The organism is Phycisphaerales bacterium, assembly GCA_016699835.1.
Lineage (GTDB): Bacteria > Planctomycetota > Phycisphaerae > Phycisphaerales > UBA1924.
Genome location: CP064987.1, coordinates 2,760,246 through 2,785,673, shown reverse-complemented (window position 1 = coordinate 2,785,673; position 25,428 = coordinate 2,760,246). Strand labels below are relative to the sequence as shown.

Genomic DNA, 25,428 nt, shown 5'->3' with positions numbered 1-25,428 from the left:
ACTCAACTCGCGTGCTGGTGCTGCGACGGACGCGGCTCCATCTCGAGCAAACGCTCCACCTTCTGGTACAGTTCATCGATGCGGAACGGCTTGCGCAGGAAGTCCGACGCGCCCGCGTCCAAAAGCGACTGGATCTCGTCCTCGTTCACCACGCCCGAGACGCACAGCACCTTGGTCGTCGCAAGTTCCGGGTGCGACTTCAAACGCTGCAGCACGACATTCCCGTTGATGTCCGGGAGCATGTAGTCGAGGATGATGAGGTTCGGTCGGAACGACTCGGTCAGGAGACCCGCGTCGTATCCCGTCGCCGCGGTTTCCACGATGAACCGGTTGTCCCGCGCGAAAATGTCGCGGAAGACCTCGATGATCTTGGGCTCGTCATCGACCACGAGGACGCGCTTGAGGCCCGTGGGGCTCTCGAGGATCGTCGTGGGGATGTCGTTGGCCCGCATGAAGCGGATCAACTCGTCCCGCGGGATCCGCCGGAACTTGGACCCGGGCACGCGGAAGCCCTGCAAGCGCCCGGCGTCGAAGCACCGGATAATCGTCTGCTGCGAGACCTTGCAGATCGTCGCCGCCTCGCCGGTCGTGAAGATCCGCTTGGTCGCCCAGTCGCCTACCGCTGTCGCCTGCCCGCTCTTTCGCCCTTCCTTCATGAGTCGCTCCTCCACGCCGGAGTTTGCCGATGCCGGCCCATTGTGCCCGGGTCTTCCCATGTTGCCCCGACGGCACAGTCGAGTATCGGTGCCCATGTTCCCCACGTTCACGCGTGGAAAATGACACGGTGCAGATGTGACGAATGGACAGCACGCGACGCGCCATAACACGAAGGAGCGCGAGTTCGAGGACTTTCGGGCACTCACGAGCACCCGAGAAGTCAAATCGGCAGGCCTATGTGCCCTACGAACGCACGAACCAACCGCACCCTGATTCAGGCAGAGTTTCGCCTTATCGGCCTGGAGGTGCCGACGCGGAACTCGTATCAGGCGGCGGATGCAACTCGCGCCATTTCGTCACCGCCTCCGCCTCCCGCGGATACATCGGAAGCAACTCCAAAGGCTCCACGGCCAACACGTCGCCCGACATCGCGTGAAGACACGAGACAGGATCCAGTTGAATCGGGGCCACGATCGCCCCGCCAGTCGTCGCCGTGCGAGCCATCGACTCGGGAAGGAACCGATCCGCCAGCAGTTCCCGGACCGAGTGCCGATCGAACACGTCCTTCACCTTTGCGGCGTCCGCAAGCACGCCCGCCTCGATCACCGTCCCATCGGGACCAAAGACCGAGAGCCACGCCGTCTCACGCTTCGAAGCCAACGCCACCGCAAAGTTCCCGGATGGCTCGGCCTCGCCTCCAACTCTCCGCACTCTCGCCCGTGCCGCCACCATCGCCGTCGGGACGCCGAGGCACCGCGCCCCCGTCGCCTCCGCCAGCATCTTCGCCGTCACAATCGCGATCCGCACGCTCGTGAACCCGCCCGGCCCGATCGAGACGCCCACGCTCCCGAGATCCCGGGGCCGAAGCCCATGCTCGCGGAAGGCCCGATCGATCAGTGGCATGATCTGGTCGTCGTGGGGCCGGGCCGGATCGATCTCATGCACCGCGAAAACGTCCAGACCGCCAGACGTGCGCCGCCCCAGCGCGATGCCCGGGCCTCGCAATGCCGAAGTTCCGTCGCGCGCCACACCCGCCCCACCGCCCCCGGTGGCACTCGACGGATTCGACGTCTCGATCGCCAGCATGATCGACATCCACGCATGGTACGAGCGGCCCGCGCGACGTACGCTTTGCCCGGAGCACGGAGGCGACCATGAGCATTCCACACCGGGCAATCGGCGTCGTGTCGGCCATCATCCTTACGGCGACGACCGCGCCACACGCCCTCGCCCAGGATCAAGTCCAAGACCAGGATCACATCCAAACTCAGAGTCCGACAGAGGAGCAGCCTCCATCGCGCTGGACCCTCTCCTTCGAACCGTCACTCTGGTACGTCGCTCCCTCCGGCAAGATGAGGCTCTTCTCCCAGTCCGGCGCCTCCGACAAGATCGAACTCGGAGATACCAACATGGACAGCCCGCGGCTCTCGGCCTTCCCCGAGATCAACGCCACCGACGGCGAGTGGGGCCTCTCCTTCCGCGCCCTCGATTTCGCCTCGACCAACCGCGCCTGGACCGCCGCCGCCACCTTCGAACTGGGCGACCAGACCTTCACCGCCGGCGATGCCGCCCGCACGTCGATGGACCTCGCCGTCATTGAACTCGAGGGCATGTATCGCGCCTATTCCGCGGCCCTCGAGCCTCGCGATGAGGCCGACGGCGGCGGATTCCGCGTCCGCAGCGACCTCGACGGCATCGCGGGCTTCCGCTACTACGACCTCTCCATGCGTTTCGACCGTGTCGCCGGGGGCGGTGCGAGCGAGACCCAGCACATTCTCGAGCCGATCATCGGCATCAAGTACACCCTCGAGTTGTACGAAGAAGTCACCATCGACGCTCGCCTGACCCTCGGCCCGGGAAACATCGCCTCCACCGGCCTCTCTGTTGACATCCAGATCGGTTTCCAGTGGAACCCCACCGAGCACTTCGGCGTGCAGATCGGGTATCGCCAACTCGCCTACTCGCTCTCGGCCGGCGGGAATGACGATTTTGACTACACCGGCGCCATGGCCGGGCTGTATTTCGGGGCCGTCCTCAGGTTCTGACCCCGCACGTCGTATCGCTGTCAAGTCGTTCGTAGCGAATTCATGTCACAACAAAATTGTTGCACGGTGAGGCGGACGTTCGGCGTTCAAGGTCAGCCAACGCCATCCGCACCACAAAAACGTGAATCTGGGGCACGTGGACTTTCCTTGAAGACGTTGACGCCGACGCTTGGACGGGCGATACTGTCCGTTCCCACGGGCGCGATTCTGGCTTTCCAAGTCACGCCCGCGATTGGATTTGGAGCGAGAGACCACACCCAACAGTTCGGCCGCGAGGGACGCCCCACAAGGCCACCCCGAGCGCCCCATCCGAGAGTGAGCAAGATCGAATGGCGACCGTGACCAAACGCGACCTCGTCGAACGAATCGCCAATCGCAGCGGGCAGAAGAAGCCCATCGTGCGCGACGTCGTGCAGGAGTTCCTCGACCAGGTCATCGCTGAACTCAAGAAGGGCAACCGCCTCGAGTTCCGAGACTTCGGCGTCTTCGAGGTCCGCGAGCGCGCCGCCCGTCGTGCCCAGAACCCCAAGACCCTCGAGCGCGTCGAGGTGAAGGCCAAGCGTTCCGTGAAGTTCAAAGCCGGCCGCCTCATGCGTGACAGCGTCGAACTGGGCGCGCCCCAGTCCGCCAATGCCCAGGCCCATGCCGCGGGGGCGACTATGAACCACACCGCCGGACACGCGACCTCGAACCACCAGCACGTCGAGTACAAGCCCGCGGCCCGGAGCGCCGGCATCACCAGCGCGCGGTAACTCCAACAGGAACGGATCCCGCACTCACTACAAGGCGGCCACAAACCCACGGCCTTTCGCCGCGAGCTCCTTGTTCCGCCGCTCGATCATCCCGCCGATCAGGAACAGGTCCACGATCGAGCCGATCCCGAAGACGCCCCAGGTCAAGAGCCAGATCACACCGCTGATCGGCTTGCCCGCGTAGAACCGGTGGATCCCGGCGAACCCGACCAGGCACAACGCCCACAAGCCGAACGCCACACCTGTTGACTTGAACTCTTGCATGCCGCACCCCTTTCAGGTGCCGACGAGATTCGCACAACGCGGGAACTCGCCGGCATCATCCAAGTTACTCGGTTTCTGGTCGCTTTGGTTTTGCGCTCAGTGGCCTCGAGTCAGTCCGCGAACGACGTGCCCACGGCCTTTGCCGCCTGGAGCAGCGGCTCGTCCTTCGGCACACGCCGCTGCTTGCCGGCGGGCTCTTCGAGATCCACGTCCGTCAGGCAGCCCTTCTGCACCGCGACCATGCGTCCGACTTTTCCCTCGCGGAGAAGCGTCATGGCGTGATTGCCCAGGAGCGTGGAGAGCACACGATCCGACGCCACGGGAGTCCCGCCGCGCTGCACGTGACCGAGGACGACGTGCCGGCTCTCGACCTCGGTGTCCTTCTCGATGAGGTCGGCGATGACCTTGCCGATGCCGCCCAGGCGGATCGGGTCGGGCGAGGTCGGATCGATCTTCGCGACGACCTGCTTGCCGCCCTCGGGGAGCGCCCCTTCCGAGACGCAGATGATCGAGGATCGCTTGCCCATCTTCGCCCGCGCGAGCACGGTCTCATAGAGCGAGGTCATCGAGAAGGGAATTTCGGGGAGCAGGATCACGTCCGACGCCGCCGCCACGCCCGCGTGGAGGGCGATCCACCCGGCGTTGCGGCCCATGACCTCGACGACCAGCGCCCGGTGGTGCGAGTCGGCGGTCGTTCGGCATCGGTCGAGCGCATCGGTGGCGGTCGCGACGGCCGTCTGGAAGCCGAAGGTGATTTCGGTGCCCTCGATGTCGTTGTCGATCGTCTTGGGGACCCCCACCACCGCGACGCCCTGGCGCGCAAACCACGCCGCCGAGGTCATGGTCCCGTCGCCACCAATGACGACGAGCGCCTGGATCCGGCGATCACGCAGGTTGCGCAGGCAATCGCTGGTGACATCCTTGTACAGGATCGAGCCGTCGGGGTTCTTGCCCAGGGCGAACCGGGCGGGGTTGGCCTTGTTATTCGAGCCGAGGATGGTGCCGCCGCGGGCGATGATCCCCGAAACGTCGTTGGGCGTGAGTTCCTTGAAGCGGTTCTCGATCAGGCCGAGGTAGCCGTCCTCGACGCCCAGCACCTCGATGCCGCAGTTCATGGCATCCTTGGCGACCGCCCGGATGACGGCGTTGAGACCGGGGCAGTCGCCACCTCCGGTGAGGATGGCCATTCGGCGGACGGTCGGGCACGTGGTGGCAAGGCTCATGGGTGGAATATCGGTCGTTCGGCCCTATGGATCCAGAGCCGGCGAGAGTTCGATGTCCAAAAACGACGTGCGGGCCGCTCCCTCCAGGACTCGGCCCGCATCGTCGTTGGTCAGAAACTCAGCCGGTCGTTCGTCGGCCGAGGGAGAAACCCGATTCAGACTCTGCGGCGGCGGCGTCCGGCGAAGGCCGCGAAACTCGCGAGCAGGAGTGCCCCGGAAGCCGGGCTGGGCACAATGAGCGGGGCGGTGCATCCGTTGTAAAGGACGGCGACGCCACCCGAGGGGGTCCATTCGCCATTTGAGATCATGTCCGCCCAGGCTTGGGCGATGTCGGCGACTCGATCGCTGTACGAGCCGTCACCCGCGACGATGCGAACGTTTCCCACGCTCAGATCGACCTGGGAATCCCAGACATACTCCCACACCAGCCACTGGAACGCCGCGGCGTATCGGGGCTCGGTCTGGGCGAGGTCGAAGGCGTGGGTGAAGAGGGCCGTAAGGGCCAGTTCGTCGGCGGGTGTGATCGGCAACTTCAGCCGGGGGTCCGTCGGCGAGACGGTGACGTACCACATGCCGTTTGTGTCGGCGGGTTGGGGGTCATAGCCGATGCCATCGCGCCACGAGGGGTCGAGGACGAACGCTTTGATGGGCGTGAATGCCAAATCGCCGTGGGCTTTCATCTCGAAATCGAGGAGGCCGACGCTTTGGCGTCCGATCCGGCCGTCAATGGCGGTGCCCCGGACCCGGCTTCCGGTGCCGTCGGCGTAGTAGCCGTCGGGGGTCCCGAAGCCGGTTTCGCCGCCGACACGATCCCTCACTTGGATACTGTCAGGGAGTGGAATCGCAGAACCCCACGTATACGCCGGGGTGATTCCACCCAAAATACCCAGTGCAAACACCAGACGCTTCATTCGCCGCACTCCAGGTAAGCGTCTCTCTCACGCACCTATGCGGCTATCTCTTGGGAGAGTTTTACCCGAAATCGCCCTTTATGTCACGCGCATCTGCTCGTTTTTTTTAGTTTTTCTGACATTTTTCCTGGACGATTCCCAGAGTCTTATTTTGTACGGTATCAACACAATATTGATGGAGCAATTTGATACCAGGTAAAATCACCAGTTGCTTGATTACACAATTGTGAATTCGCACATTCGTACTCCACGTCGCTTGGAAGAGTCGTCGGTCGTCGATTTATGTGACTTTTGGGTCACATTTGAACCGTGAACCTTCCGCTCCTCGATGGCTCACAGATGACAGTTGTTCGAACGCCCGGATCGGCCGATAGCATGTTCTCGGATGTTCACACGCGGAACGGATTCCAACGCTGGCGACCCCTCGGGAGGTCGGGCCGCGGCTCCAGAGATGGAGGCGTCGCTCTATCTGCATCCGCAGACGCTGGCGAAACTCGGCTCGCTGGAGTTGCGAGCCAAGTTGATCGTTGAGGGGATCAACTCGGGGCTGCATCGTTCGCCGTTCCAGGGGTTCAGCGTGGAGTTCGCGCAGCACCGGCCGTATGTTGCGGGCGACGACCTTCGACACCTGGATTGGAAGGTCTTTGGCCGCACCGACAAACTGCAGTTGAAGCAGTATCAGCAGGAGACGAACCTTGATCTCGTGCTGCTCGTGGACGCGTCGGGATCGATGATGTATGGCAGCCGGGCCTTCGAGGAGGCGTCGGGCGCGGGACACACGCTCAGCCCGGACGGGCGCTCGCACTGGAGCAAGTTCGACCACTCGACGGCACTCGCGGCGGCTCTAGCGTACATCACGCTGCACCAGGGCGACCGGGCGGGTCTGGTGGTCTTCTCGGATCGCGTGCGGGCGATGGTGCGTCGCTCGTCGAGCCAGAGCGCCTGGCGTCAGATCGTGGGCGCGCTCGCGTTGCACCCAACGGACGCGGAGAACAAGAACCGCACGACGGATCTCGGGCGCGCCATCGACGAGGCGCTCGCGAAGGTCACCAATCGCTGCATGATCGCGCTGGTGAGCGACTTCTTCGGCGACCTCGAGTCGATCCGGGCGGCGCTCGCGCGGCTGAAGCATGCCGGGCACGATGTCATCGCGTTCCAGGTTCTGGATCGTGAGGAGACGCGCTTTGCTTTTCTCGATGCGGCCCCGTTCGAGGGGCTGGAGGGCGAGGCGTCGCTTCGCGTCGATCCACGCTCGCTGCGCGAGGCGTACCTGCGTGTGATCAACACCCACCTCGAGGCGGTGGAGAAACTCGTCATGGGGTTCGGGTTTGATTACCAGCGGGTGAGCACGCACGAGTGGCTGGGGCCGCCGCTGGCGACGTTTGTGGCGAGACGCAACGCGATGATCAAGAAGAGCAAGTACGGCTGAGTCCTTGTGGGACTTTTGGGAGCGTGATGCAGTTTCTGAATCCAACACTGGCGGCGGTCGGTCTGGCGTGCGTGGCGCTGCCGATCCTCATCCACATCCTGCTGCGCCGGCGTCGCAAGCCGATCGCGTGGGGGGCGATGAAGTTCCTGCTGGAGGCGTATCGGCAGCAGCGGCGTCGCGTGCGGTTCGAGCAGTTTCTGTTGCTGGCCTCGCGGTGCCTGTTGATTGCGCTCCTGGCGCTCGCCGTGGGTAAGCCTGTGCTGGGCGGATCATCTGGGGGCGGATCGGGGGCGCGAACGCTGATTCTCGCGATCGACAACTCGATCACGTCGGGGCTCACGAGCGATCGGACGCTGGCGTTTGACACCCTCAAGGATCAGGCGAAGGCGCTCGTGGGCGACCTCGATGCAACTCGGGGCGACCGCGTGGCGCTGATCGCGCTGGCGTCGCCGGCCGAGGCGCTGGTGCGCGAGCCGACGTTGGATCACGCGTCGGTGCTCGCGGCACTTTCGTCGCTCGAACCGGTCGAAAGCCGGGCGGACTTCACGGGGCTTGGACCGCTGGCGGCCTCGATGGTGAGCACGGAACAGACACAGCGTGTGGTGCTGGGCGTGGTCTCGGAGTTTCGTGCGGGGTCGGCGGACACGAGCGCTGCGTTGTCGCGCGTGGAACTCGAGAAGAGGACGCTGGACCTTGTGGCGACGCCGCCGAGCGTGGTTGCTTCGGGGAACACGTCGATCGCGGCGCTCGAGGCGTCGAGCGGCGTGCTGATCGCGAAGGCCTCGAATCTTGGCGAGCAGACGGCGTCGACGAGTCTGCGTGTGGATCTGCGGCGGAGTGCGGCGGCCATGGACGAGCCGGCGTCGATCCGTGTTCGACTTTCGGCTCGGCAGTTGTGGCCCTCGATCGGCGCCACGGCGGGAACCTCCGAGCGTGTGGTTCGATTCGACGCGGGGCAGGAGCAGCAATCGGTGGTCGTGCCGCTCGATCTTCGGCGAACGGTTGAGGGCGGGACGGGCGGCTCGGGGAGCGCGGGGCGTGGCGTGGTGGCGATCCGAGCGGAGATCGATCGCGACGCGCTCGAGGCGGACAATGTCGCCGAGACGATCGTGGAGATCCGGGACAAGGTGCGTGTGGGGCTGGTCGGGCAACCCGGGCGGGCCGACGGGCTTGGCGCGTTCCATGCCGAGGATTGGATCGCGGCGGCGCTGGCACCACTCGATGATGGCACGATCCGCACACGTTCGACGGAGGAGATGGAGATCGTGCGGCTGGATGCGGCTCGCGATGTGGGCTCGGCGTCGGCGCTGGGTGGGCTGGACGCGGTGATCGTCACCGAGCCGCAGCGACTGGCGGCCGCGGGATGGGGATGGATCCGTGCGGCGCTGGACCGCGGGGCCTTTGTGCTGGTCATGCCACCGGCGGGCGAGACGGTGCACACGTGGTCGGACGCGATGATGTCGTCGCTGGGCGTGTCGTGGCAGATCGCGCGCGAGTCGGCGGTTGTGGGCGAGGGAGACGCGGGGCTTCGGCTCGCGACGGGCCCGAGGGCGAGCGAACTGCTCATGGGCATCTCGTCGGAACTCGAGGAACTTGTCGGACCGGTCGCGGTCCGTCGGACGCTTCCGCTCCTGGGCACTTCGGCGAGCGGTGACGCGATGCTCACGCTCTCGGACGGTTCGCCTTGGCTCGTCCTCGGCGCGGCGAGCGCGGACCGGACGGGCGAGAGCACTACCTCGCGCGGGGTCGTGGCGTATCTGGCGAGTGCGCCGGTGCTCGAGTGGACCGATCTTCCCGCGCGGTCGCTGATGGTGGCGCTCTTCCAGGATCTCGTGCGTCAGGGCGTGGGGCGCGGGCTTTCCAATCGGCCTGTGGTCGCGGGGGAGTCGTTCCGGGCGCCGGCCCACACGACGGACCTGCGGCTGGTGCAGCCTCGCGTGGGCGAGGAGCGTGACGAGCGGCGTGTGGCCGGCGACGCGCCGGTTGTCGTGCGGCGAACTGGGATTTGGGAATCGCGCGGGAGCGATGGCGGGCTGGTAGGGTTCATCGCCGCGAACGCCGCCTCGCGTGGCGGCAATGTCGAGACGCAGGATCAGGACCGAATCGGGGCGTGGCTCGAGGGGCTTGGGACGACGTCGGGGGGTGTGGCGTGGCTGGGCAAGAACGGCACGTTTGAGGCGGCGTCCTCGCTCGATCGTGCGCCACCGATCAGTCTGCCGCTGCTGATCGCGGCGGCCGTGATTGGTGCGATCGAGGTCTTGCTCGGCAAGATCTTCAGCCACGCCGGGCGGGCCACGCGAGAGGATGTGGCGGCGGGGGTGGGGGCATGAGCGGCCTCTGGTGGAGATTGCTGGGCGTGAAGTCGCTCGATCCGAGCGATCCGCAGGTGGAGTTTGCCTTCGCACACCCGATGGCGGCGTGGGTGTGGGTCTGCCTGGGACTGGTCGTCGCGCTCGTGGCCGGTTGGGGATATTGGCGGCTGGTCGGGAGGCGGTGGCCGCGAGTGACGTTGGGGGTGGTTCGGGCGTTGGTGCTGGGGCTGGTGCTCGTCTTGATCGCCGGGCCTCAACTGGAGAAGCGTGTCGAGCGAGTGGAGAAGGATTGGGTGGTCGTGCTGGCGGACCGGTCGGCGTCGATGCAGATCCAGGACTCGCTCAGCAACGACGGCTCACTGGAATCGCGTGACGCGGAACTCCGGCGCGCTCTCGCCGGCGCGGGGGCGATGATCGAACAACTCAAGCAGACGCGCGAGGTGGCGATCTTCGGGTTCGACAGCGGTGTGCGTGAACTCCCCAGCCGGATCGAGCAGGGCACGCTGGCGATCGATCTTGGCGAGGCGAGCGGCTCCAAGACCTCGCTGGGACGGACGCTCGAGCAGGTCTCGTCACGGATGGCGTCGCGACCGCTCGCGGGGGTGATCCTGCTGTCGGATGGTCGATCGACGGATTCGTTCGGCCGAGGGGCGACGCGGTCGTTTGAGGCGAGGCGTGTGCCGATCTATCCGGTGGAGATTGGCGGGAAGGAGCCGCTCACCGACGACGCGATCGCGCGGGTTGACGCTCCCACCGCGGCGTTCGTGCAGGACCTTGTGCCGGTGAGCGTGGAGATCCAGCGTCACGCCCAGAGCGAGATGGGCACGAACGGGCCTGGCGCGGGCGCGAGAGTCGAACTCATTGACACGACGACCGGCGATGTCCTGGATTCGGCGGACGTCTCCGCGGGCGATCTCGCGTCGGGGCGGCATCGCCTGACGCTGACGGCGAAACCCGGCGGGACGGGGCGCGCCTCGTGGAGCGTGCGGATCGTCTCGGGCTCGCGCGATCTGTCGGAGTCGAACAACACGCGCGACGTTCGGCTGGAACTCATCGATCGCCCGATCCGCGTGCTGGTGATCGACGGGACGCCGCGGTGGGAGTATCGGTATATCAAGAACCTCGTGCTTCGCGAGTCGTCGATCCGCTCGACGTGCATGATCCTCGCGTCGGGGAAGCGGTTCATCCAGGAGGGGACGGATCCGATCGAGTTCGTTCCGCGCAGCCCGGAGGATTGGGCACCCTTCGACGCGGTTGTGCTGGGCAACTTCCGCCCGGGGCAGATGAGCGAGGAGCAACTCGAATCGCTGAAGATGTATGTCGCCGAGCGCGGCGGCGGGCTGATGTTCATCGGGGGCGAGGGGGCGATGCCCGACGCGTGGCGGGAGACGGCGCTGGCGGACCTCATGCCGTTTGTGCTGGGAGATGGACCGGGCGGGCTGGGCACGCTCTCGACATGGACGAGTGGTGTGGTGATGGACCCGGCACCGGCGGCCGAGCGATTGGGCGTGCTGCACCTTGGTGATACCGCCGGCGAGGGCTGGCCGGAGTTCTTGAACGATGGCTCGTCATCGTGGGCGGTATTGCGTTGGGCGCAGCGGATCGAGACGAGCCAACTGAAACCGACGGCCGAGACGCTCGCGTATGCGCGCGTTCCTGATTCGGTCGATGGCGAGCGCGTGCCGCTGGTGGCGACGATGCGGTTTGGGGCGGGCCGCGTGGTGTATGTGGGGACGGACGAGATCTGGCGGCTTCGCTACGCGCGTGGTGAGGCGCTGCCCGAGCGGTTCTATCTGCCATTGATCCGGATGCTGGCTCGCGAGGGACTGGGACGGGCAGGGAAGCCGGCGATCATGGAACTGTCGGCGGAGCAGGTGGTCTCCGACGAGCCGGTGCGGGTGCTCGTGCGAGTGCTCGACCAGGCGCTGCTGTCTCGACGCTTGGGCACGATCCCCGTGCGTGCGGTGAAGAAGGGAAGCGGCGAGCCCGCTGGTGATGTCGAACTCGTGCCGGAGAGTGATGGCGCGACCGAGTCGCTCTCGAGCGTGTACAGCGGGCGACTTGTTCTCACAGAGCCTGGCGAGTACACGATCGTGACTCGTGACCCCGCGCTGGCCGCCGCGGGTGTTTCTGCGGAAATGCTTGTGGTGGCTCCCGACGATGAGATGCGCGTGCCCCAGACGGACCATCAGACGCTGGAGACGATCGCGAAGGCGACCGGGGGAAAGGTCATCAAGCCCTCGGACATCGCCTCGATCGCGCCGCTGCTCCCTAACCGCGAGGTCCGGACGCTTGGGCTTTCGGAGGTTGAGACGCTGTGGGACAAGCCTGGGATCTGGACGATTCTGCTTCTGCTGCTCGTCGTGGAATGGATCGGGCGTCGTTTGGTGCGGTTGGCCTGAGCGAAGGCAGGCACGATTCGTGTGATTTGGGCGTGGGTCTTGGGACGTGTGACTTGGGCGTCACAGGTCCGAGAAACACGCATCTATGGAATAGAATGGTCCGGACCGTATTCTGAGACCGTACCGATTCGGAGAAGGAGTCGATACGACCATGCTGAATCGGCCCACCATGTCTGGCCGACGACGGAGCGCCACGGATGTCAGATCGGGTCGAGAGGCAGGAGGCACAGCACGATCCACGCGGTGAGCCGGCGTCGGTCTCGACACTGCGATCGCGCCTTGCTCGCGTCCGCCGACTGGCGTGGCTTCGTCTGGTCTTCTCGGCGTTCGCGCTCGTCGTGGCCCTGGCAATTCTGGGCATATTCGCCTTCGCCGGTCTCGACTTCCTGCTCCGGCTTCCCAAGGCGGCACGCTTCGTCGTCTGGGTTGCGGGGCTGGCGGGCATCAGCGTGGCGTTGTGGCGTTTCGTCCGGCCGGCGTGGGGGTTCCATCCTCGGCTCTCGGATGTCGCGCTTCGATTGGAGGAACTCCCCGAGGCCCAGGCCGCCGGCATCCGGGGCGTACTCACGTCGGGGCTTGAACTCGGTCGGATCGCGCCCGAACAGGCCGACTCGCTCGCGAAGTCGGCGCTCGAGCGGCTCGATCGCGGCGGGGTGAAACGCCTGTATCGGGCCGAGCACCTTCGGCGGGCGCTGGTGTGGGGCGGCGTCGCCGCGATCGTGGTCGTGACGCTGGGTGCGTGGACGCCGACGCTCATGGGCATCGGCACACGTCGCGTGCTCACGCCGTGGGCGAATGTCTCGTGGCCGAAGCGGACCGGGGTCGAGAACGCCACGGAGATCCGCGCGTTTGCCCTCGGGTCGGCGGTCCCCCTCCGCGCGGTCCTCACCAAGTCCACAACGTCCGCGGACCAGGCCGAGGTGAGCGTGTTCTATCGCGCCCGGATCAACGGCATCGCAAGCGAGGCGCGGCGAGCGCTCATGACGTTCCAGCCGCGCGCCGAGGGAGATACCGCGCGGTCCCTCACGCTCCCGCTCTTTGAGCGTCTGGTCGAGACCACACCCATCCTCGCGAGCGCCGGCTCTGTAGGGAAAGAAGTCCCGGAGAACGAGAAGATCGAGCTCGAGTACTGGTTCGAGTCGTCCGACGACGCGACCGACGTCGAGCGTCTGCGTCTGGTCCGCGCTCCTCGCATTCTCTCGGCGAGCGTGCGTGTGGATCCGCCCGAGTACGCCGACGCGGACGTCTCGAGCGCCGGCGTCTTCGTGCACGGCTCGCGAGGTCTCCCGATCGAGACCACGGACCGCGTCACGATTGCCCCGATCCTGGCCCGATCGATGGTCACGCTCGAACTCTTACTGAATAAGCCCATCCCTGTCGTGGACCCGGCTCAACCCGATGGCGGCGTCGGCGCCATGTTCTCCGGCTTTGCCGAGAATGCCGCACCCTTGCTCACACGTGACGCGACACGATGGACTCTCACGCTCCACGCGACGAGCGCCATGACGCTTCTGCCGCGCCTTGTCGATTCGTTCGGCATCGAGAGCGAGCAGGACACGGCGTTCGCGTTCGATGTGCTCGAGGACACGCCGCCGACGAGCGCGATCCTCTCGCCCGCGAGCGATGAATCGGTGCTGGCGTCGGCCGTGGTCGAGATCGTGGGTGAGGCGCGTGACGACGTGGGCGTGCGTTCGCTGATCGTGCAACGCCAGACGGCGAGGCCTCCTGGCAACTCCGCGGGGGCACCTGCGGAAGCGATCGAGGAGCCGGTCGAGTTCATCACCGCGGGCACCACAGAGACCAGCGGCTCCCGCGTTCGCGTGCGGGCAGAATCAACGCTCGACCTTGCACCTCTGGGCGTGACGCCTGGCGACGAGATCTGGCTGACGGCGATCGCGACCGATGGCTTTGACCTTGGCGAGTCGCCGCGCGGGCCGGTGGTTTCGCCGGTGCGACGCTTGCTTGTTATCAGCGACGCGCAACTCGTCGAGGAGATTCGCACCGAACTGCAGGCGGTGCGCGATGCGGCCCGGCGGCTCGAGGAAGAGCAGTCGCGGCTCACGCAATCGCTCGGTCTGGCTGCGGCGCAACACGCCGCCGCCCGCCAGCAGCGTGCCGTTCAGAACGCGATTCGTGATCGGCTGCACCCGGTGGACGAGACGCTTGATCGGCTGGAAAGTCGTGTCACGCGGAATCGGCTGGACGATGACGCGATCAAAGATCTGCTTGGTGAGGCGGGCGAGTTGGTGCAGAGGGCCTCGGACGCGGCAGAGTCCGCCGAGGGTGCGCTCGATGCGCTCGCTCAGGATGAGACATCGAGCGATGCGCGTGAAGCGGCACGATCCCAGGCCGAGAAGGCCCAGCGTGAGGCGGCGCGGAACCTGACAGAACTCGCGGCTCTCCTCGAATCGGGGCAGGATTCGTGGGCGATCCGTCGCACGCTGGAGCGCTTGCTGAGTGACCAGCGGCAGATTCAATCGCAGACGCGTGCGGCGGCCGCCGAGACGCAGGGAAAGCCTTTGGAGAATCTCACCGAGCAGCAGCGAGTGGATCTCGAGCGGCTGGGACAGCGACAGGAAGAACTCTCGCGCACGGCGTCGGCGGCGATCGACACGATCGAGCAGCGTGCCCAGCACATGCAGCAGGCCGATCCCGGGCAGGCGAACGCGATGCGTCAGGCGGCGCAGCGTGCACGCGAGGCCCAACTCGCCGAACGTCAGCGGGACGCGGCCCAGCAGATCCGGCAGAATCAGACGGGTCGCGCCGATCAGCAGCAGGAGCAGGCGGCGGAGGCGCTCCAGCAGATGCTCGAGCAACTGCAGCAAGTCGAGCGTGAGCGTGACGCGGCCCTTCGCCGGCAGGTCGCGGAAGTTTTAGAGTTGATTCGTGGGCTGATCGCCATGCAGCAGGGCGAACTCAAGCGGCTGATTGACGCCGGCGAGGGCGACCTTACGGGACTTGACGCGGGAATGGTTGCACTCGACAAGGCGACGTTGGGCGTGATTGATAGGGCCGAGGGTGATGAACTCGGTCAGGTTCGCGCGCACCTGAACGCCGCGGAATCGGCGCAGGCGCAGGCCGTGGGCCGGTTGCGTGCGTCGCCACCGACGGCGTCACTGGCCGAGGAGCGTGAGCGGGAGAGTCTCGCGCGACTCGTCGACGCCGAGGACGCGGCAAAGAAGGTTGACGAAGACGCCAGCGAGCGTGAGCAGGATCGGCAGCGGGCGGAACTGGCGAAGAAGTACGCGGAGATCCTCGAACTCCAGGTTGCCTTGAGCGCCGAGACCGAGGCGTTTGCGGGGAAGGACCTCACGCGGCGGGATCGGCTGAGCGTGCGGGCGCTTGGGGCGAAGCAGGCCGAATTGCGCGAGCGGGTGAAGGCGATGGAATCGGAGGCTGAAGGGTTGACCGACGCCGTGGTCTTCGCGTTCGCGCACCGTCGGATCGATGGGTCGATGCAGCGTGCGTCGGCGGCGCTGGGCGAGGGTGCGGTCCCGACAGCGGTCCGTCGGGATCAGACTCTGACGGAGAGTACGCTCGCATCGCTGCTTCGTGCATTGGCCGAGGCGAAGAAGAAGCGTGACGAGTTCGAGGAAGATTCTGGCGGAGGTGGTGGCGGGGGTGGAGGTGGATCGGGTGGGCCGCCGCCGCTCGTGCCACCGGTCGCTCAACTGAAACTCCTTCGCGATCTCCAGGCGGAGGCGGCGACGCTGACTCGCGACGCAGCCGACAACAACTCCACCGACGACGCCCGGGCCGCGTCGGAGTTGCAGGGCGAGATCACGGGCCTTGCGAAGAAACTGCTCGAGGAACTCTCGAACAGCGGTGAGACTCCACCCGAGACGCCCGAGGAGCCTGCTCAACCACCAGCGCCACCGGGAGGTGCGTCATGACACGATTGTCGGAAACTGTGCTCGCCAAGTTCGTGGCTTTCATTGCCGGAACTGGACTCGCCATGTCTGCATGGGCCGCACCCGATACAGATCCGCCGGCAGACGCGAAGCCGGCAGCGACGAACGTGAATATGGACGCGGCCTCGTCGAAAGCTGCCGATGAGCCGACGCTGGATGATCTTCTCGGGTTGACTCCGACGGCCAAGCCACAGGACACGTCGACGCCGGCCTCGGGCGATGATCCAACCGGGGCGGCACGGCGAGATCGCGACCTCGATCACGCGCTCGATGGGACGACGAGATCCGATCCCTTTGAGTCGGCGATCGACCTCATGGAGTTCGTGACCGATCGCCTGCGCACGGCGTCGGACACGGGGATCCAGACGCAGCGTGCCCAGGCCGATGTGCTCGTGAAACTCGACAAACTCATCGAGGAGGCGAAGCAGCGGCAACAGAAGCAAGACAAGAAGAACAAGCCGCAGGATCGGCAGGAGCCCGATCAGCAGCAGCAACAACAGCAGCAGAGCCAGCAGCAGCAACAGTCTCAACCGACGAATCAGGCCGGGGCGCCCAACATCGCGAGGCAGGATGGCCCGGGCGCCGAGGTGCGTGCCGGTGGCGAGGCGTTGTGGGGGAATCTGCCCGCGCACATGCGTGACGCGCTCCGCCAGGGCCTTGCCGATCGGTTCAGCGCGGCGTACCGAGCCAAGACCGAGGCCTACTACAAGCGCCTTGCCGAGGATGCCACCCGAGCGGGACGGGGCGAGAACACCAATCCATGACGCCGACCTTCGCCACAGCCCTGCTCGGCGTGCTCGTCGCCGGGTACGCGGGACAGCCCGTCCCCGACGCGCCCTCGACGGGCGCCCCGGCGCCGCGTCACGATTCCGCGGTCAATGCGCCGAGCGAGAACGAGATCACGCCCGAACTCGAGACCGCGTGGCGCACGGGGCTCGCCGCGTTGGCGCGCGAGCAGCGCGACGACGGATCCTTCGGCGACGGCGCCTTTGGGAGCAATGTCGCGATCACCGCCCTCTCCTGCCTCGCGTTCATGGGTGACGGGCACGTCCCCGGGCGCGGGATCTATGGCGAGAACGTCGCCAAGGGACTCGAGTTCATCCTCTCCAACTCGCAGGAGAACGGGCTGGTCGCGACGCCCTCGGCCAATGTTCCGATGTATGGTCACGGTTTCGCGACGGTCTTTCTGGGCGAGATCTACGGCATGACGCGTGGTGGGCCAGACGCCGCCCTCTCCCAGCGCGTGCACACGGCGCTCGTCAAGGCGGTGCGGCTCCTGGAGACGACGCAGAACCCCGATGGCGGCTGGCGGTACAACCCCGTTCCGTTCGAGGCCGACGTGAGCGTGACGATTTGCGCGGTGATGGGCCTGCGTGCCGCCCGCAACGCGGGGCTGGAAGTCTCGAAAGACGTGATCGACAAGGCCGTGGATTACGTGCGCTCGTGCCAGAACGACGACGGCGGGTTTCGATATATGAAACAGGTCGGCGCGTCGGCCTGGCCCCGGTCGGCGGCGGGCGTGGCCACGCTGTACTACGCGGGGATCTACGAGGACCGCGCCATCGAGTCTGGCCTGGACTACCTCGAGATCAACTCCGCCAACGCCTCGATGTCCATGGGCCAGATGCACTATTTTTATGGGCAGTACTACGGCGTGCAGGCGATGTTCCTCGCCGGGGGGAAGCACTGGAGCACCTGGTGGCCCAAGGTCCGAGAAGAACTCCTGAGAAAACAGGGAACAGATGGGCTTTGGGACGATCCTTCCGTCGGAAAACCCTACGGAACCGCCATGGCCCTCATTATCCTGCAAATGCCCAAGCGATATCTGCCGATTTTCCAGAAGTGATTCCCAAGCCTTTCCATCGATTTGCCCTTGTCACCCTGATCGCGGCGGCTCCGGCCGGCGCGCAGGTCGTACTCGACGCCCACCTCCGCGAGCACCACGTGCGTGAGCTGCGGCTCGAGGGGGGCGTGCTCCACTTCCTCGAGCATTCCAACACGCCACAAACCCTGCCGCTTTCGGGTGTGCTCGCCCTGCTCCCGGATCGGGCCACGAGCGCGACCCAACCCGAGGATTCCGAGTGGATCCAGGTCGGTCGCGATCGCATCGCCCCCTCGGGATGGATCGAACTCACCGATGGGCAGCACCTCCCAGGGCGACTCGAGGTCGCGAACTCCAAGCCCGAGACCGTCTCCTGGCGGCATCCGTCGCTGGGCGTCTCGTCCTGGTCGCTCGAATCGGTGAGCATCCTCGCGATGCAGTCCGATGTTCTTGCGAAAGACGTCCCGCCGCCCTCCGCCGGCGACGTCGTCCTGCTCACCAACGGCGATCGACTCGAAGGCTTTGTCGCCTCCATCGGCGAGATGCTCACGATGGATGTCGGCGGGCAACCCCTCGAGATCCCGGCGACCCGGGTCCGCGTGGTGCGCCTCGCCAACCCGGGCATGCCGGCCAAGGGCACGCGGCTGCGCCTCGATGACGGCACGATCGTCGCCTGCACAATCAACGCCTACGACGCCGGCACCCTCACGATCACGACCGCCGGAAGCGCCGAGCCGAAGGAGATCTCGCTCCGAGAGGTCGTCAGCGTCAATCTCGCGAGCGAGCGACTCGTGCCGCTCGCTCGCCACAGCGGCTCGATGACCGGCCCGGTTTCTCGCTTCTGGATCCCTCCAATGCGTGTCGAGCGTGATCGTGCGGCGCCCCTTGGAGCCGCGGACATTCACATCTCCGGCCCGGGAACCGCGTCATGGCTGATCCCAGACGCGACGACGCGGACCTCCATGATCATCGAACTCGCGCCCACAAGCCGCGAGTATGGCGACATGACCGTCCGTGTGCTGATCGATTCACGCGAGGTCGCGAGTCACCATCTCACGCCCGAGTCGCCTCGAGCCGAGGTCCAGGCCGACCTGGGTGAGTCGGGCAACGCCAAGGACCGCACCTTTTCGATCACGATCGAGCCGGGCAAGGCGGGGCCCATCCAGAACGAGATCCTCGTCCGGCGGGCGCTGCTCCTCGAATAGCACACGATCGCTTCACCTCATCTTGATGGTCGTGAGCGCCGCCGCCACGAGCAGGATCGAGACGATCCACGCCCGCGCGACGACCTGCTGCTCGGTCCATCCACCCAGGTGCAGGTGGTGGTGATACGGCGCGACACGAAAGATGCGCTTGCCGCCGGTGGCCTTGAAATAGCCCACCTGGAGCGCGACCGACCCGATCTCGGCGAGGAAGACGCCGCTCATCAGGAGCACGACGAACTCCTGGCGGATCGCGACGGCGAAGTACCCGATCAATCCGCCGAGACTCAGCGCGCCGACATCGCCCATGAAGACCTGGGCCGGCGAGCAGTTCCACCACAGGAATCCAAGGCACGCGCCGATCACCGCCCCCGCGAGCACGGGCAACTCCTCGGCATTCTGCACGAACGGCACGAGCAACTCTTGCGCCCGCGACTGGTTCACCCCGATGACACAGACGACCAGCACCCCCACCGTCGTGATGGCGCTCGTCCCGGTCGCCAGGCCGTCCATCCCGTCGGTGATGTTCACGGCGTTGCTCATCCCCGCGACCATCATCGTGGCGAGCACGATGAAGACGGGCGCCGAGAGATAGATGAGGCCTGGTGACGGGTTTCCTTTGACATACGTCTTCTGGAACGGAAGAGTGAGGACGTGGCGAAGGTCCTCGGCTCCGCTTCCCTGGCGATAGAGGAAATAGCCGACGATCAGGCCGATGCCGAGTTGGAAGACGAGTTTCTCCCAGGCGTAGAGCCCCTGGCGGCTGGCGCTCCCGCGTGACTTCGCGGTGAGTTTCAAGTAGTCGTCCACGCCGCCGACCGCCGCCAGCCACAGCATCACGGTCAGGCCAAGGTAGATGTACGACGAACGGATGTCGGCGAGGAGGAGCACGCTGACGAGGATCGCGCCGACAATGAGGATGCCGCCCATCGTGGGGGTGTTGGCCTTGCTGTTGGCGTGGATCTTCAGGGCGTCGGCGTCGCTCAGCCCGGAGTCCCCGATCTTCATTCGAACGAGTTGGCGGATGACGCGTTTGCCCAGAAGGAGCACGATCGCGAAACTCAGGAGGCTGGCGGCCAGGGCGCGGAAGTCTCGCTGCTCCAGCACCTGGAGGTATCGATAGACCCCAAGGTCGGTCTCGAGTTTGTACAGAGCCTCGTGGAGAAGGTAGATCATCGCTCGCGTAGTGGCTCTATCGGGCGAAGGCGGCCGCGGGCGAGAGTCGGCGGACGATCCGCTCGAGCGCGTTTCGGCGTGAACCCTTCAGCAGCACGAAGTCGCCGGGCTCGAGCATCTCGGCGACCAATGTCATTGTCTGATCATCAGCATGGTCGTGCCTCGTGACCGACGCCGGCGCCATGGAGACGATCGCCTCGTCGGCGGCGTGACGCGAGAGTTCACCGATGAAGAACGCCCGGTCGACGCCCGGCGTCGAGGCGATCGCGCGTCCGATCTCCCGGTGCATCGCCGGCGCGTCGGGGCCGAGTTCCAGCATGTCGGCGAAGACGACCACGCCGCGAGATCCCGCGGGTTTCACGCTCGAAAAGACGCGAAGGGCCGCGAGGGCGGAGTCCGGATTCGCGTTGTACGCGTCGTTCAGGACTCGAACACCGCCTTCCTCCACCGCCTCGAGGCGCATGGGAGGTCCCGATGCCGCCGCGAGGCCCTTGAGGCTGGTGGACCAATCGAGACCCATCTCGCGCGACACCGCCAGAGCGAGCGCCGCGTTGAGGGCGTTGTGGATACCGAGCAGTTTCGTGGTGCACTCGCGTCCGCCGAGCGAGAAGGTCGAGCCATTGAAGGACGCGCTCCGAAGCGAGAACGCGAGTTCCGTGTCGCCGTTGCTACCGACACGACGCCGCACACACGAGGGGGCGCGAGCCGTGACCGCACGATCCAAGTCCTCATTGTCCGCGTTCACGATCACGCATCCGCCGGGCGCGATCGCGTCGAGGATCGATAACTCTTCCTCGATCACGCCCTCGAGCGTCGAGAACCCCTCGAGATGCTCGCGCCCGATCGAGGTCAGCACGCCCACGTCGGGCCGGATCATCCTCGCGAGCGGGAGCAACTCACCGGGCGCGTTGGTCCCCACTTCGCACAGGAGGTACCTGTCCTCGGGCGTGGCACGCAGGATCGTGAGCGGGACTCCGATGTCGTTGTTGAAACTCTTCGCCGACGCCGTGCCCTTGATCGAGGCCGAGAGCACCGCGTCGATGAGGCGCGTCGTGGTGGTCTTGCCATTGGAGCCGGCGACGGCGATCACGGTCGCGTCCAGCCGACTGCGGTGTGCAAAGGCCAGGTCGCCGAGCGCCTTGCGTGTGTCGGCGACGCGAAGCACGGCGAGGCCGGAGGGGATGTCGCGGGGCACGCGATGCACCATCGCGGCCCCGGCCCCCGCGCGGGCGGCGTCCTGAAGGAACTCGTGACCATCGAACTGATCGCCTCGGATCGCGACAAAGAGTTGTCCGGGCAGGATCGCCCTCGTGTCGGTCGAGACTCCGGAAAACTCGCGTGAGGGATCCACGCGCGAGAGCCACTGGCCCGCCGTCGATCGCGACAGAAACTCGCCTGTCCAACTCGTCACACGGCTCCTCGCGTTCTCATGCCGGCCGCGCGTGGGCGTCGTGCCTTGGGTTTTCCCGGGTGACGCTCGTCGAGAATCGCCCGCGCGACCTCGCGGTCATCGAAACGCACGCTCAGCAGGCCGCCGTGCCCGTCGCTGACGATCTGCTCGGTCTCGTGGCCCTTCCCGGCGATCACGATGACATCGCCGGGCGTGGCGTGCTCGATGGCGTGGCGTATAGCCCGCTCACGATCGATCTGCACCACAACTCGTTCGCGATCTCGAGCATCGATGCCGGTGAGGATCTCGTCCACGATGGCCGAGGGCTTCTCAGACCTTGGATTGTCGCTGGTGACGACCACACGATCCGCGATGCTCGTCGCGACCTTTCCCATACGTGGACGCTTGGTCCTGTCCTTGTCACCGCCGCAGCCGAAGATCGACCAGAGGAGCGGGCTTGAGGAGGATGCGGCGGAACCCGCGCCGGTGACCACGGGGCTGGCGCGATGCCTCGGTGCGGGCATCGCCCCGGCCACGGCCGCAAGAACGTTTCTCAAACTGTCGTCGCTGTGCGCGAAGTCCACATAGACCGAGACCGGCTCGTCGTCGCGCGACACTCGCTCCAGCCGTCCCGGCGGGGCGCTCACGTGGGCCAGGCCCTCGGCGAGGCGCGTGTCGTCCAGGCCCATCGCGTAGGCCGAGACGCACGCTTGAAGGACGTTCATGGCGTTGTACACGCCGATGAGAGGCACGCGCGAGGTGAGCATGCCCCACGGGCCTTTGAGTTCCAGCACCATGCCATGGATATCGCCCTCGATGATCCGAACCGAGGCGTCCGCACCCTTGGCCCCGCACGCCGTGCAGCGCACGATTTTCGCCCTGCACCCGCGCACCATCCGCTCGGCGTGCGCGTCGTCCATGTTGATGACCGCCGTCGCGTCCTTGTCGAGCATCTCGAAGAGGCGGGCCTTGGCGCTCGCGTACTCCTCCATGGACTTGTGATAGTCCAGATGATCGCCCGTCAGATTCGTGAAGACCGCCACGCTCACGCGAAGCCCATCCACGCGACGCTGGTCCAGCGCGTGGCTGGAGGCCTCGACCGCCGCCGCCGTGCACCCGGCCTCGCGCATCACCGCGAGTGATCGTGACAACTCGATCGCCGGCGGCGTGGTCATCGACGCCCGCGCCACCTCCGCGCCATCGTCCACCATCACCGTCCCGATCAGCCCGCACCGCTCGCTCGCGGCGTTCAGGATCTTCCAAATCAGGAACGACGTCGTCGTCTTGCCATTCGTCCCGGTGACGAGCGCCAACTTCATCGCCGACGACGGATCGCCATAGAACCGCTCGGCAAGGCGGGCCGTGGCGGCATCAACATCCTCGGTGGTCAGCACAAGAACGCCGGGCGCTGGGTCGATTGGGGCGTCGGCCAGGATTGCCACGGCTCCGGAGCGGAGAGCCTCGGCCGTGAACTTCTTGCCGTCTTGCTTCAATCCCTGACGGGCTACGAACAAAGATCCAGGCACGACGGTCCGGCTGTCCTCCGTGATATCGCATATTCGGATCGAGGCCCAGTCGCGGACCCGTGGCGGGACCGATGAACACTGGATCGGCAGTCCCTCGATCAGGCCCCCAAGTCTCATCGGTCGCCCCTTCGCCTGCGCCACGTTTCCCGCGGGCGCCACGCGCCGCACCGGCGATCATATCGACCACCCGCCCGCGCCCGGCCCATGTTTCAGCTTTGGGGGAGAATCAGCATCGCGTCGCCAAAGGAATAGAACCGGTACTCGGCCTGGACGGCTTCGGCGTACAGCGACCGGAGTTCCTTTGGACCGCCGGGAAGGATCGCCGCCACCATCGCCATCAGGGTCGATTTGGGCAGGTGGAAGTTGGTCATCAGCCCATCGACCCACCGCCACCGATACCCGGGCGTGATCAGAATCCGCGTCTCGAACCACTCGTCCGGCCTCGGATCCTCCAGCCCGGCGAAGGCCTCGAGCGTTCTCGCCGACGTCGTGCCCACGGCGATCACGCGACGCCCTTCTCGCTTGGCTCGCGCGACGGCATCCGCCGTCATCTTGGGCACCAGGCACCACTCGGCATGGATCGGGTGATCTTCCACATACTCGGTTTCCACGGGCTTGAACGTCCCCGGGCCGACGTGGAGCACCACGCCAGCGCGCTCGACACCCTTTGACTCGATCGCCTGGAGCAGTTCGGGAGTGAGGTGGAGGCCAGCCGTCGGCGCGGCGACGCTCGAATGGGTCGGGGCGTCGGTTGTCGCGTCGGCGAAGATTGTCTGATAGTCGGTGGCGTCGCGCTCGATGTGCTCGGGCTCGCCCGCCTCGCGCCGTGCCCTTTGGATGTAGGGCGGGATGGGCGTGTCTCCGACACGGGCAAGGATCTCCGAGGCGCTCTTGCCCGGTGCCGAGTCCTCGACACGAACGACCCATGCACCCGGTTCAGATTCGGCTCGGTGTTCCACCTGGAGTCGCACGCCGGACGGCTCGCGATCGCTTCGTAGCAACTCGAACGCCATGCCCTCGCGCACGTGCTTGGCCCGCAGGAACACGACCCAGCGTGGCGAATCACCCGTTTCGCCCGCGAGGGCATGGATGAAGAGCCCCTCGGCCGAGCCTCCGGTGTCCTCGCGACGGGCGACCAGCCATGCCGGTAGAACGTGCGTTGTGTTGAGGACGAGCAAGTCCCCCGCTCGGAGCAAGTCCGGCAGATCACCCACGTGACGATGCTCGGGTAGTTGTGAGTTTCTCGTGACGAGCATCCGCGCCGAATCGCGAGGCCGGGCCGGATGCCGGGCGATCAGGTGCGCGGGCAGGTCGTAGTCGAGATCGCTGGTTCGAAGCACGCCGTCCTCCGCACGCGACTTTGTGGTGTTGCCACACGTCAACACACGGTAGAACCGGCCGGCTCGCTCGGTCTGGCGATGGGCCTCCGACAACTAGTGACGCGATCTTCTCGGACGGATCGTCGAATGCCCTCGTCGGCATGCCGCTCGCCATTGGTTCCTCGTGCGAGTGGAAGGTTTCCAAAGCGGTTGGCAACGCGTGCTCGGCATCGAGTCAACGCCGCGACATGGACATGGCGTCCGAGAACTCTCACGCGGCGAGGATCGTCTCCATCGGCATGTCGCGTCATGCCCGCGTGTGGAATCCACGCCGAAGGCCGAGGCAGCAGCGTCCGTTGAGCCGCCCGCTCGTCACACAGGATTGGTGCCCGCCGGTTGGGCAAGGTTGGGCGAGGTGCTTCCCGTGGCAGCGGAGCCGCCACCGGCAAGCCGCGATCGTGTGGTGACGTCCTACGCGATGCTCACGGGAGTGCCCGTGGGTCGGGTGATCGATATCACGGGGTGATCGGCGTCGATGCCGCCGAAGAGTTTCCGAAGCGCCTGCGCACGAAACTCGAAGATTCGGCGGACATCACGATCCACGAACATCGGGTGCAGGATGACGCCGAGCGGAGATCGATAGTCCACGCGATCGAGGCAGCGTGTGCCGCCGCGTTCCTCGTGGAATCGGTGCTCGTGCCTCCAGAGTGAATACGGCCCTTTGATCTGCTCATCGACGAAACGATGCGGCGGCTCAAAGACCGAGATCCGGGTCCGCCAGTGGACGCCCACACCCCGGATCCGAATCCGATAGTCCAGGATGACACCCTCGTGTACCGGCGTTCCGGGCGGCGTCAGGATCTTGAAGTTCACCCATTCGGGCGTGATCCGCTCGAGATTTGCGATGTCCGTGAAGAAGGGCCACAGTTCATCGGTCGTCACAGGGAGCCACTGGGAGACCTCAAGCATTCTCATGCCGGATCGTTCGCTCCGGTTTCGTTCGTGGATGCTGCGAATGATCCGGATATGCCTCTGTCGATGATGTCGAATGGACAAGGTCTGGCCGTATTCATCATGTCCGTGGGAC

General features: G+C 65.9%; 19 protein-coding genes. 9 read left to right on the top strand and 10 right to left on the bottom strand.

Annotated features, from left to right (window positions below):
• Positions 1–2: 2 nt before the first annotated feature.
• The gene (locus tag IPK69_11450; GenBank protein ID QQS08591.1) at positions 3–656 is read right to left on the bottom strand and encodes a response regulator; all 654 of its coding nucleotides are present in this window, start codon (positions 654–656) and stop codon (positions 3–5) included.
• A 292-nt stretch (positions 657–948) separates the two neighbouring features.
• Positions 949–1,752 (bottom strand): tRNA (adenosine(37)-N6)-threonylcarbamoyltransferase complex dimerization subunit type 1 TsaB, encoded by an 804-nt coding sequence (gene tsaB, locus IPK69_11445; protein QQS08590.1) that lies wholly within the window; start codon positions 1,750–1,752, stop codon positions 949–951.
• A 59-nt stretch (positions 1,753–1,811) separates the two neighbouring features.
• On the opposite strand from tsaB, the gene IPK69_11440 reads away from it, so the two are divergent.
• Both IPK69_11440 and IPK69_11435 read left to right on the top strand, forming a co-directional pair.
• Positions 1,812–2,702 (top strand): hypothetical protein, encoded by an 891-nt coding sequence (locus tag IPK69_11440; GenBank protein ID QQS08589.1) that lies wholly within the window; start codon positions 1,812–1,814, stop codon positions 2,700–2,702.
• Between the two features lie 329 nt (positions 2,703–3,031).
• Positions 3,032–3,454 carry an integration host factor subunit beta gene (locus IPK69_11435; protein ID QQS08588.1) on the top strand — a complete coding sequence of 141 codons (423 nt, stop codon included), beginning with the start codon at positions 3,032–3,034 and terminating at the stop codon, positions 3,452–3,454.
• A gap of 27 nt (positions 3,455–3,481) precedes the next feature.
• Here the strand turns inward: IPK69_11435 and IPK69_11430 are convergent, their stop codons facing one another.
• From IPK69_11430 to IPK69_11420, 3 genes are all read right to left on the bottom strand, one after another.
• Positions 3,482–3,718: an NINE protein gene (locus IPK69_11430; GenBank protein QQS08587.1), complete on the bottom strand. Its 237-nt coding sequence runs from the start codon at positions 3,716–3,718 to the stop codon at positions 3,482–3,484.
• Positions 3,719–3,828: 110 nt separating this feature from the next.
• Complete coding sequence (locus IPK69_11425; GenBank protein QQS08586.1) at positions 3,829–4,941, bottom strand: 6-phosphofructokinase; 1,113 nt, start codon at positions 4,939–4,941, stop codon at positions 3,829–3,831.
• A 155-nt stretch (positions 4,942–5,096) separates the two neighbouring features.
• Positions 5,097–5,759, bottom strand: a complete 663-nt coding sequence (locus IPK69_11420) for a hypothetical protein (protein QQS08585.1) — start codon at positions 5,757–5,759, stop codon at positions 5,097–5,099.
• Positions 5,760–6,237: 478 nt separating this feature from the next.
• On the opposite strand from IPK69_11420, the gene IPK69_11415 reads away from it, so the two are divergent.
• The 7 genes from IPK69_11415 to IPK69_11385 all read left to right on the top strand — a co-directional run bounded on the left by IPK69_11415 (position 6,238) and on the right by IPK69_11385 (position 18,933).
• The gene (locus tag IPK69_11415) at positions 6,238–7,281 is read left to right on the top strand and encodes a DUF58 domain-containing protein (GenBank protein ID QQS08584.1); all 1,044 of its coding nucleotides are present in this window, start codon (positions 6,238–6,240) and stop codon (positions 7,279–7,281) included.
• A 26-nt stretch (positions 7,282–7,307) separates the two neighbouring features.
• Complete coding sequence (locus IPK69_11410; protein QQS08583.1) at positions 7,308–9,611, top strand: BatA domain-containing protein; 2,304 nt, start codon at positions 7,308–7,310, stop codon at positions 9,609–9,611.
• Positions 9,608–11,995: a hypothetical protein gene (locus IPK69_11405; GenBank protein ID QQS08582.1), complete on the top strand. Its 2,388-nt coding sequence runs from the start codon at positions 9,608–9,610 to the stop codon at positions 11,993–11,995. Before IPK69_11410 ends, IPK69_11405 begins: the two co-directional genes overlap by 4 nt.
• Before the next feature lie 197 nt (positions 11,996–12,192).
• The gene (locus IPK69_11400) at positions 12,193–15,888 is read left to right on the top strand and encodes a hypothetical protein (protein QQS08581.1); all 3,696 of its coding nucleotides are present in this window, start codon (positions 12,193–12,195) and stop codon (positions 15,886–15,888) included.
• Positions 15,885–16,670, top strand: coding sequence for a hypothetical protein (locus tag IPK69_11395; protein ID QQS08580.1), 786 nt, complete (start codon positions 15,885–15,887; stop codon positions 16,668–16,670). The genes IPK69_11400 and IPK69_11395 overlap by 4 nt, the downstream gene beginning before the upstream one ends.
• A complete protein-coding gene (locus IPK69_11390; GenBank protein ID QQS08579.1) occupies positions 16,667–17,752 on the top strand; it encodes a terpene cyclase/mutase family protein in 1,086 nt (361 codons plus the stop codon). The genes IPK69_11395 and IPK69_11390 overlap by 4 nt, the downstream gene beginning before the upstream one ends.
• The gene (locus IPK69_11385; GenBank protein QQS08578.1) at positions 17,749–18,933 is read left to right on the top strand and encodes a hypothetical protein; all 1,185 of its coding nucleotides are present in this window, start codon (positions 17,749–17,751) and stop codon (positions 18,931–18,933) included. Before IPK69_11390 ends, IPK69_11385 begins: the two co-directional genes overlap by 4 nt.
• A gap of 12 nt (positions 18,934–18,945) precedes the next feature.
• On the opposite strand, the gene mraY is transcribed toward IPK69_11385, so the two are convergent.
• From mraY to IPK69_11360, 5 genes are all read right to left on the bottom strand, one after another.
• On the bottom strand, positions 18,946–20,106 hold the full coding sequence (gene mraY, locus IPK69_11380; protein QQS08577.1) for a phospho-N-acetylmuramoyl-pentapeptide-transferase: 1,161 nt from the start codon (positions 20,104–20,106) through the stop codon (positions 18,946–18,948).
• A gap of 16 nt (positions 20,107–20,122) precedes the next feature.
• Positions 20,123–21,517 (bottom strand): UDP-N-acetylmuramoyl-tripeptide--D-alanyl-D-alanine ligase, encoded by a 1,395-nt coding sequence (locus IPK69_11375; protein QQS08576.1) that lies wholly within the window; start codon positions 21,515–21,517, stop codon positions 20,123–20,125.
• Positions 21,514–23,139: a UDP-N-acetylmuramoyl-L-alanyl-D-glutamate--2,6-diaminopimelate ligase gene (locus IPK69_11370; GenBank protein QQS08575.1), complete on the bottom strand. Its 1,626-nt coding sequence runs from the start codon at positions 23,137–23,139 to the stop codon at positions 21,514–21,516. The genes IPK69_11375 and IPK69_11370 overlap by 4 nt, the downstream gene beginning before the upstream one ends.
• A gap of 92 nt (positions 23,140–23,231) precedes the next feature.
• Positions 23,232–24,362, bottom strand: coding sequence for a tRNA preQ1(34) S-adenosylmethionine ribosyltransferase-isomerase QueA (gene queA, locus IPK69_11365; GenBank protein QQS08574.1), 1,131 nt, complete (start codon positions 24,360–24,362; stop codon positions 23,232–23,234).
• 450 nt (positions 24,363–24,812) lie between these two features.
• Positions 24,813–25,316 (bottom strand): SRPBCC family protein, encoded by a 504-nt coding sequence (locus tag IPK69_11360; protein ID QQS08573.1) that lies wholly within the window; start codon positions 25,314–25,316, stop codon positions 24,813–24,815.
• Positions 25,317–25,428 lie beyond the last annotated feature (112 nt).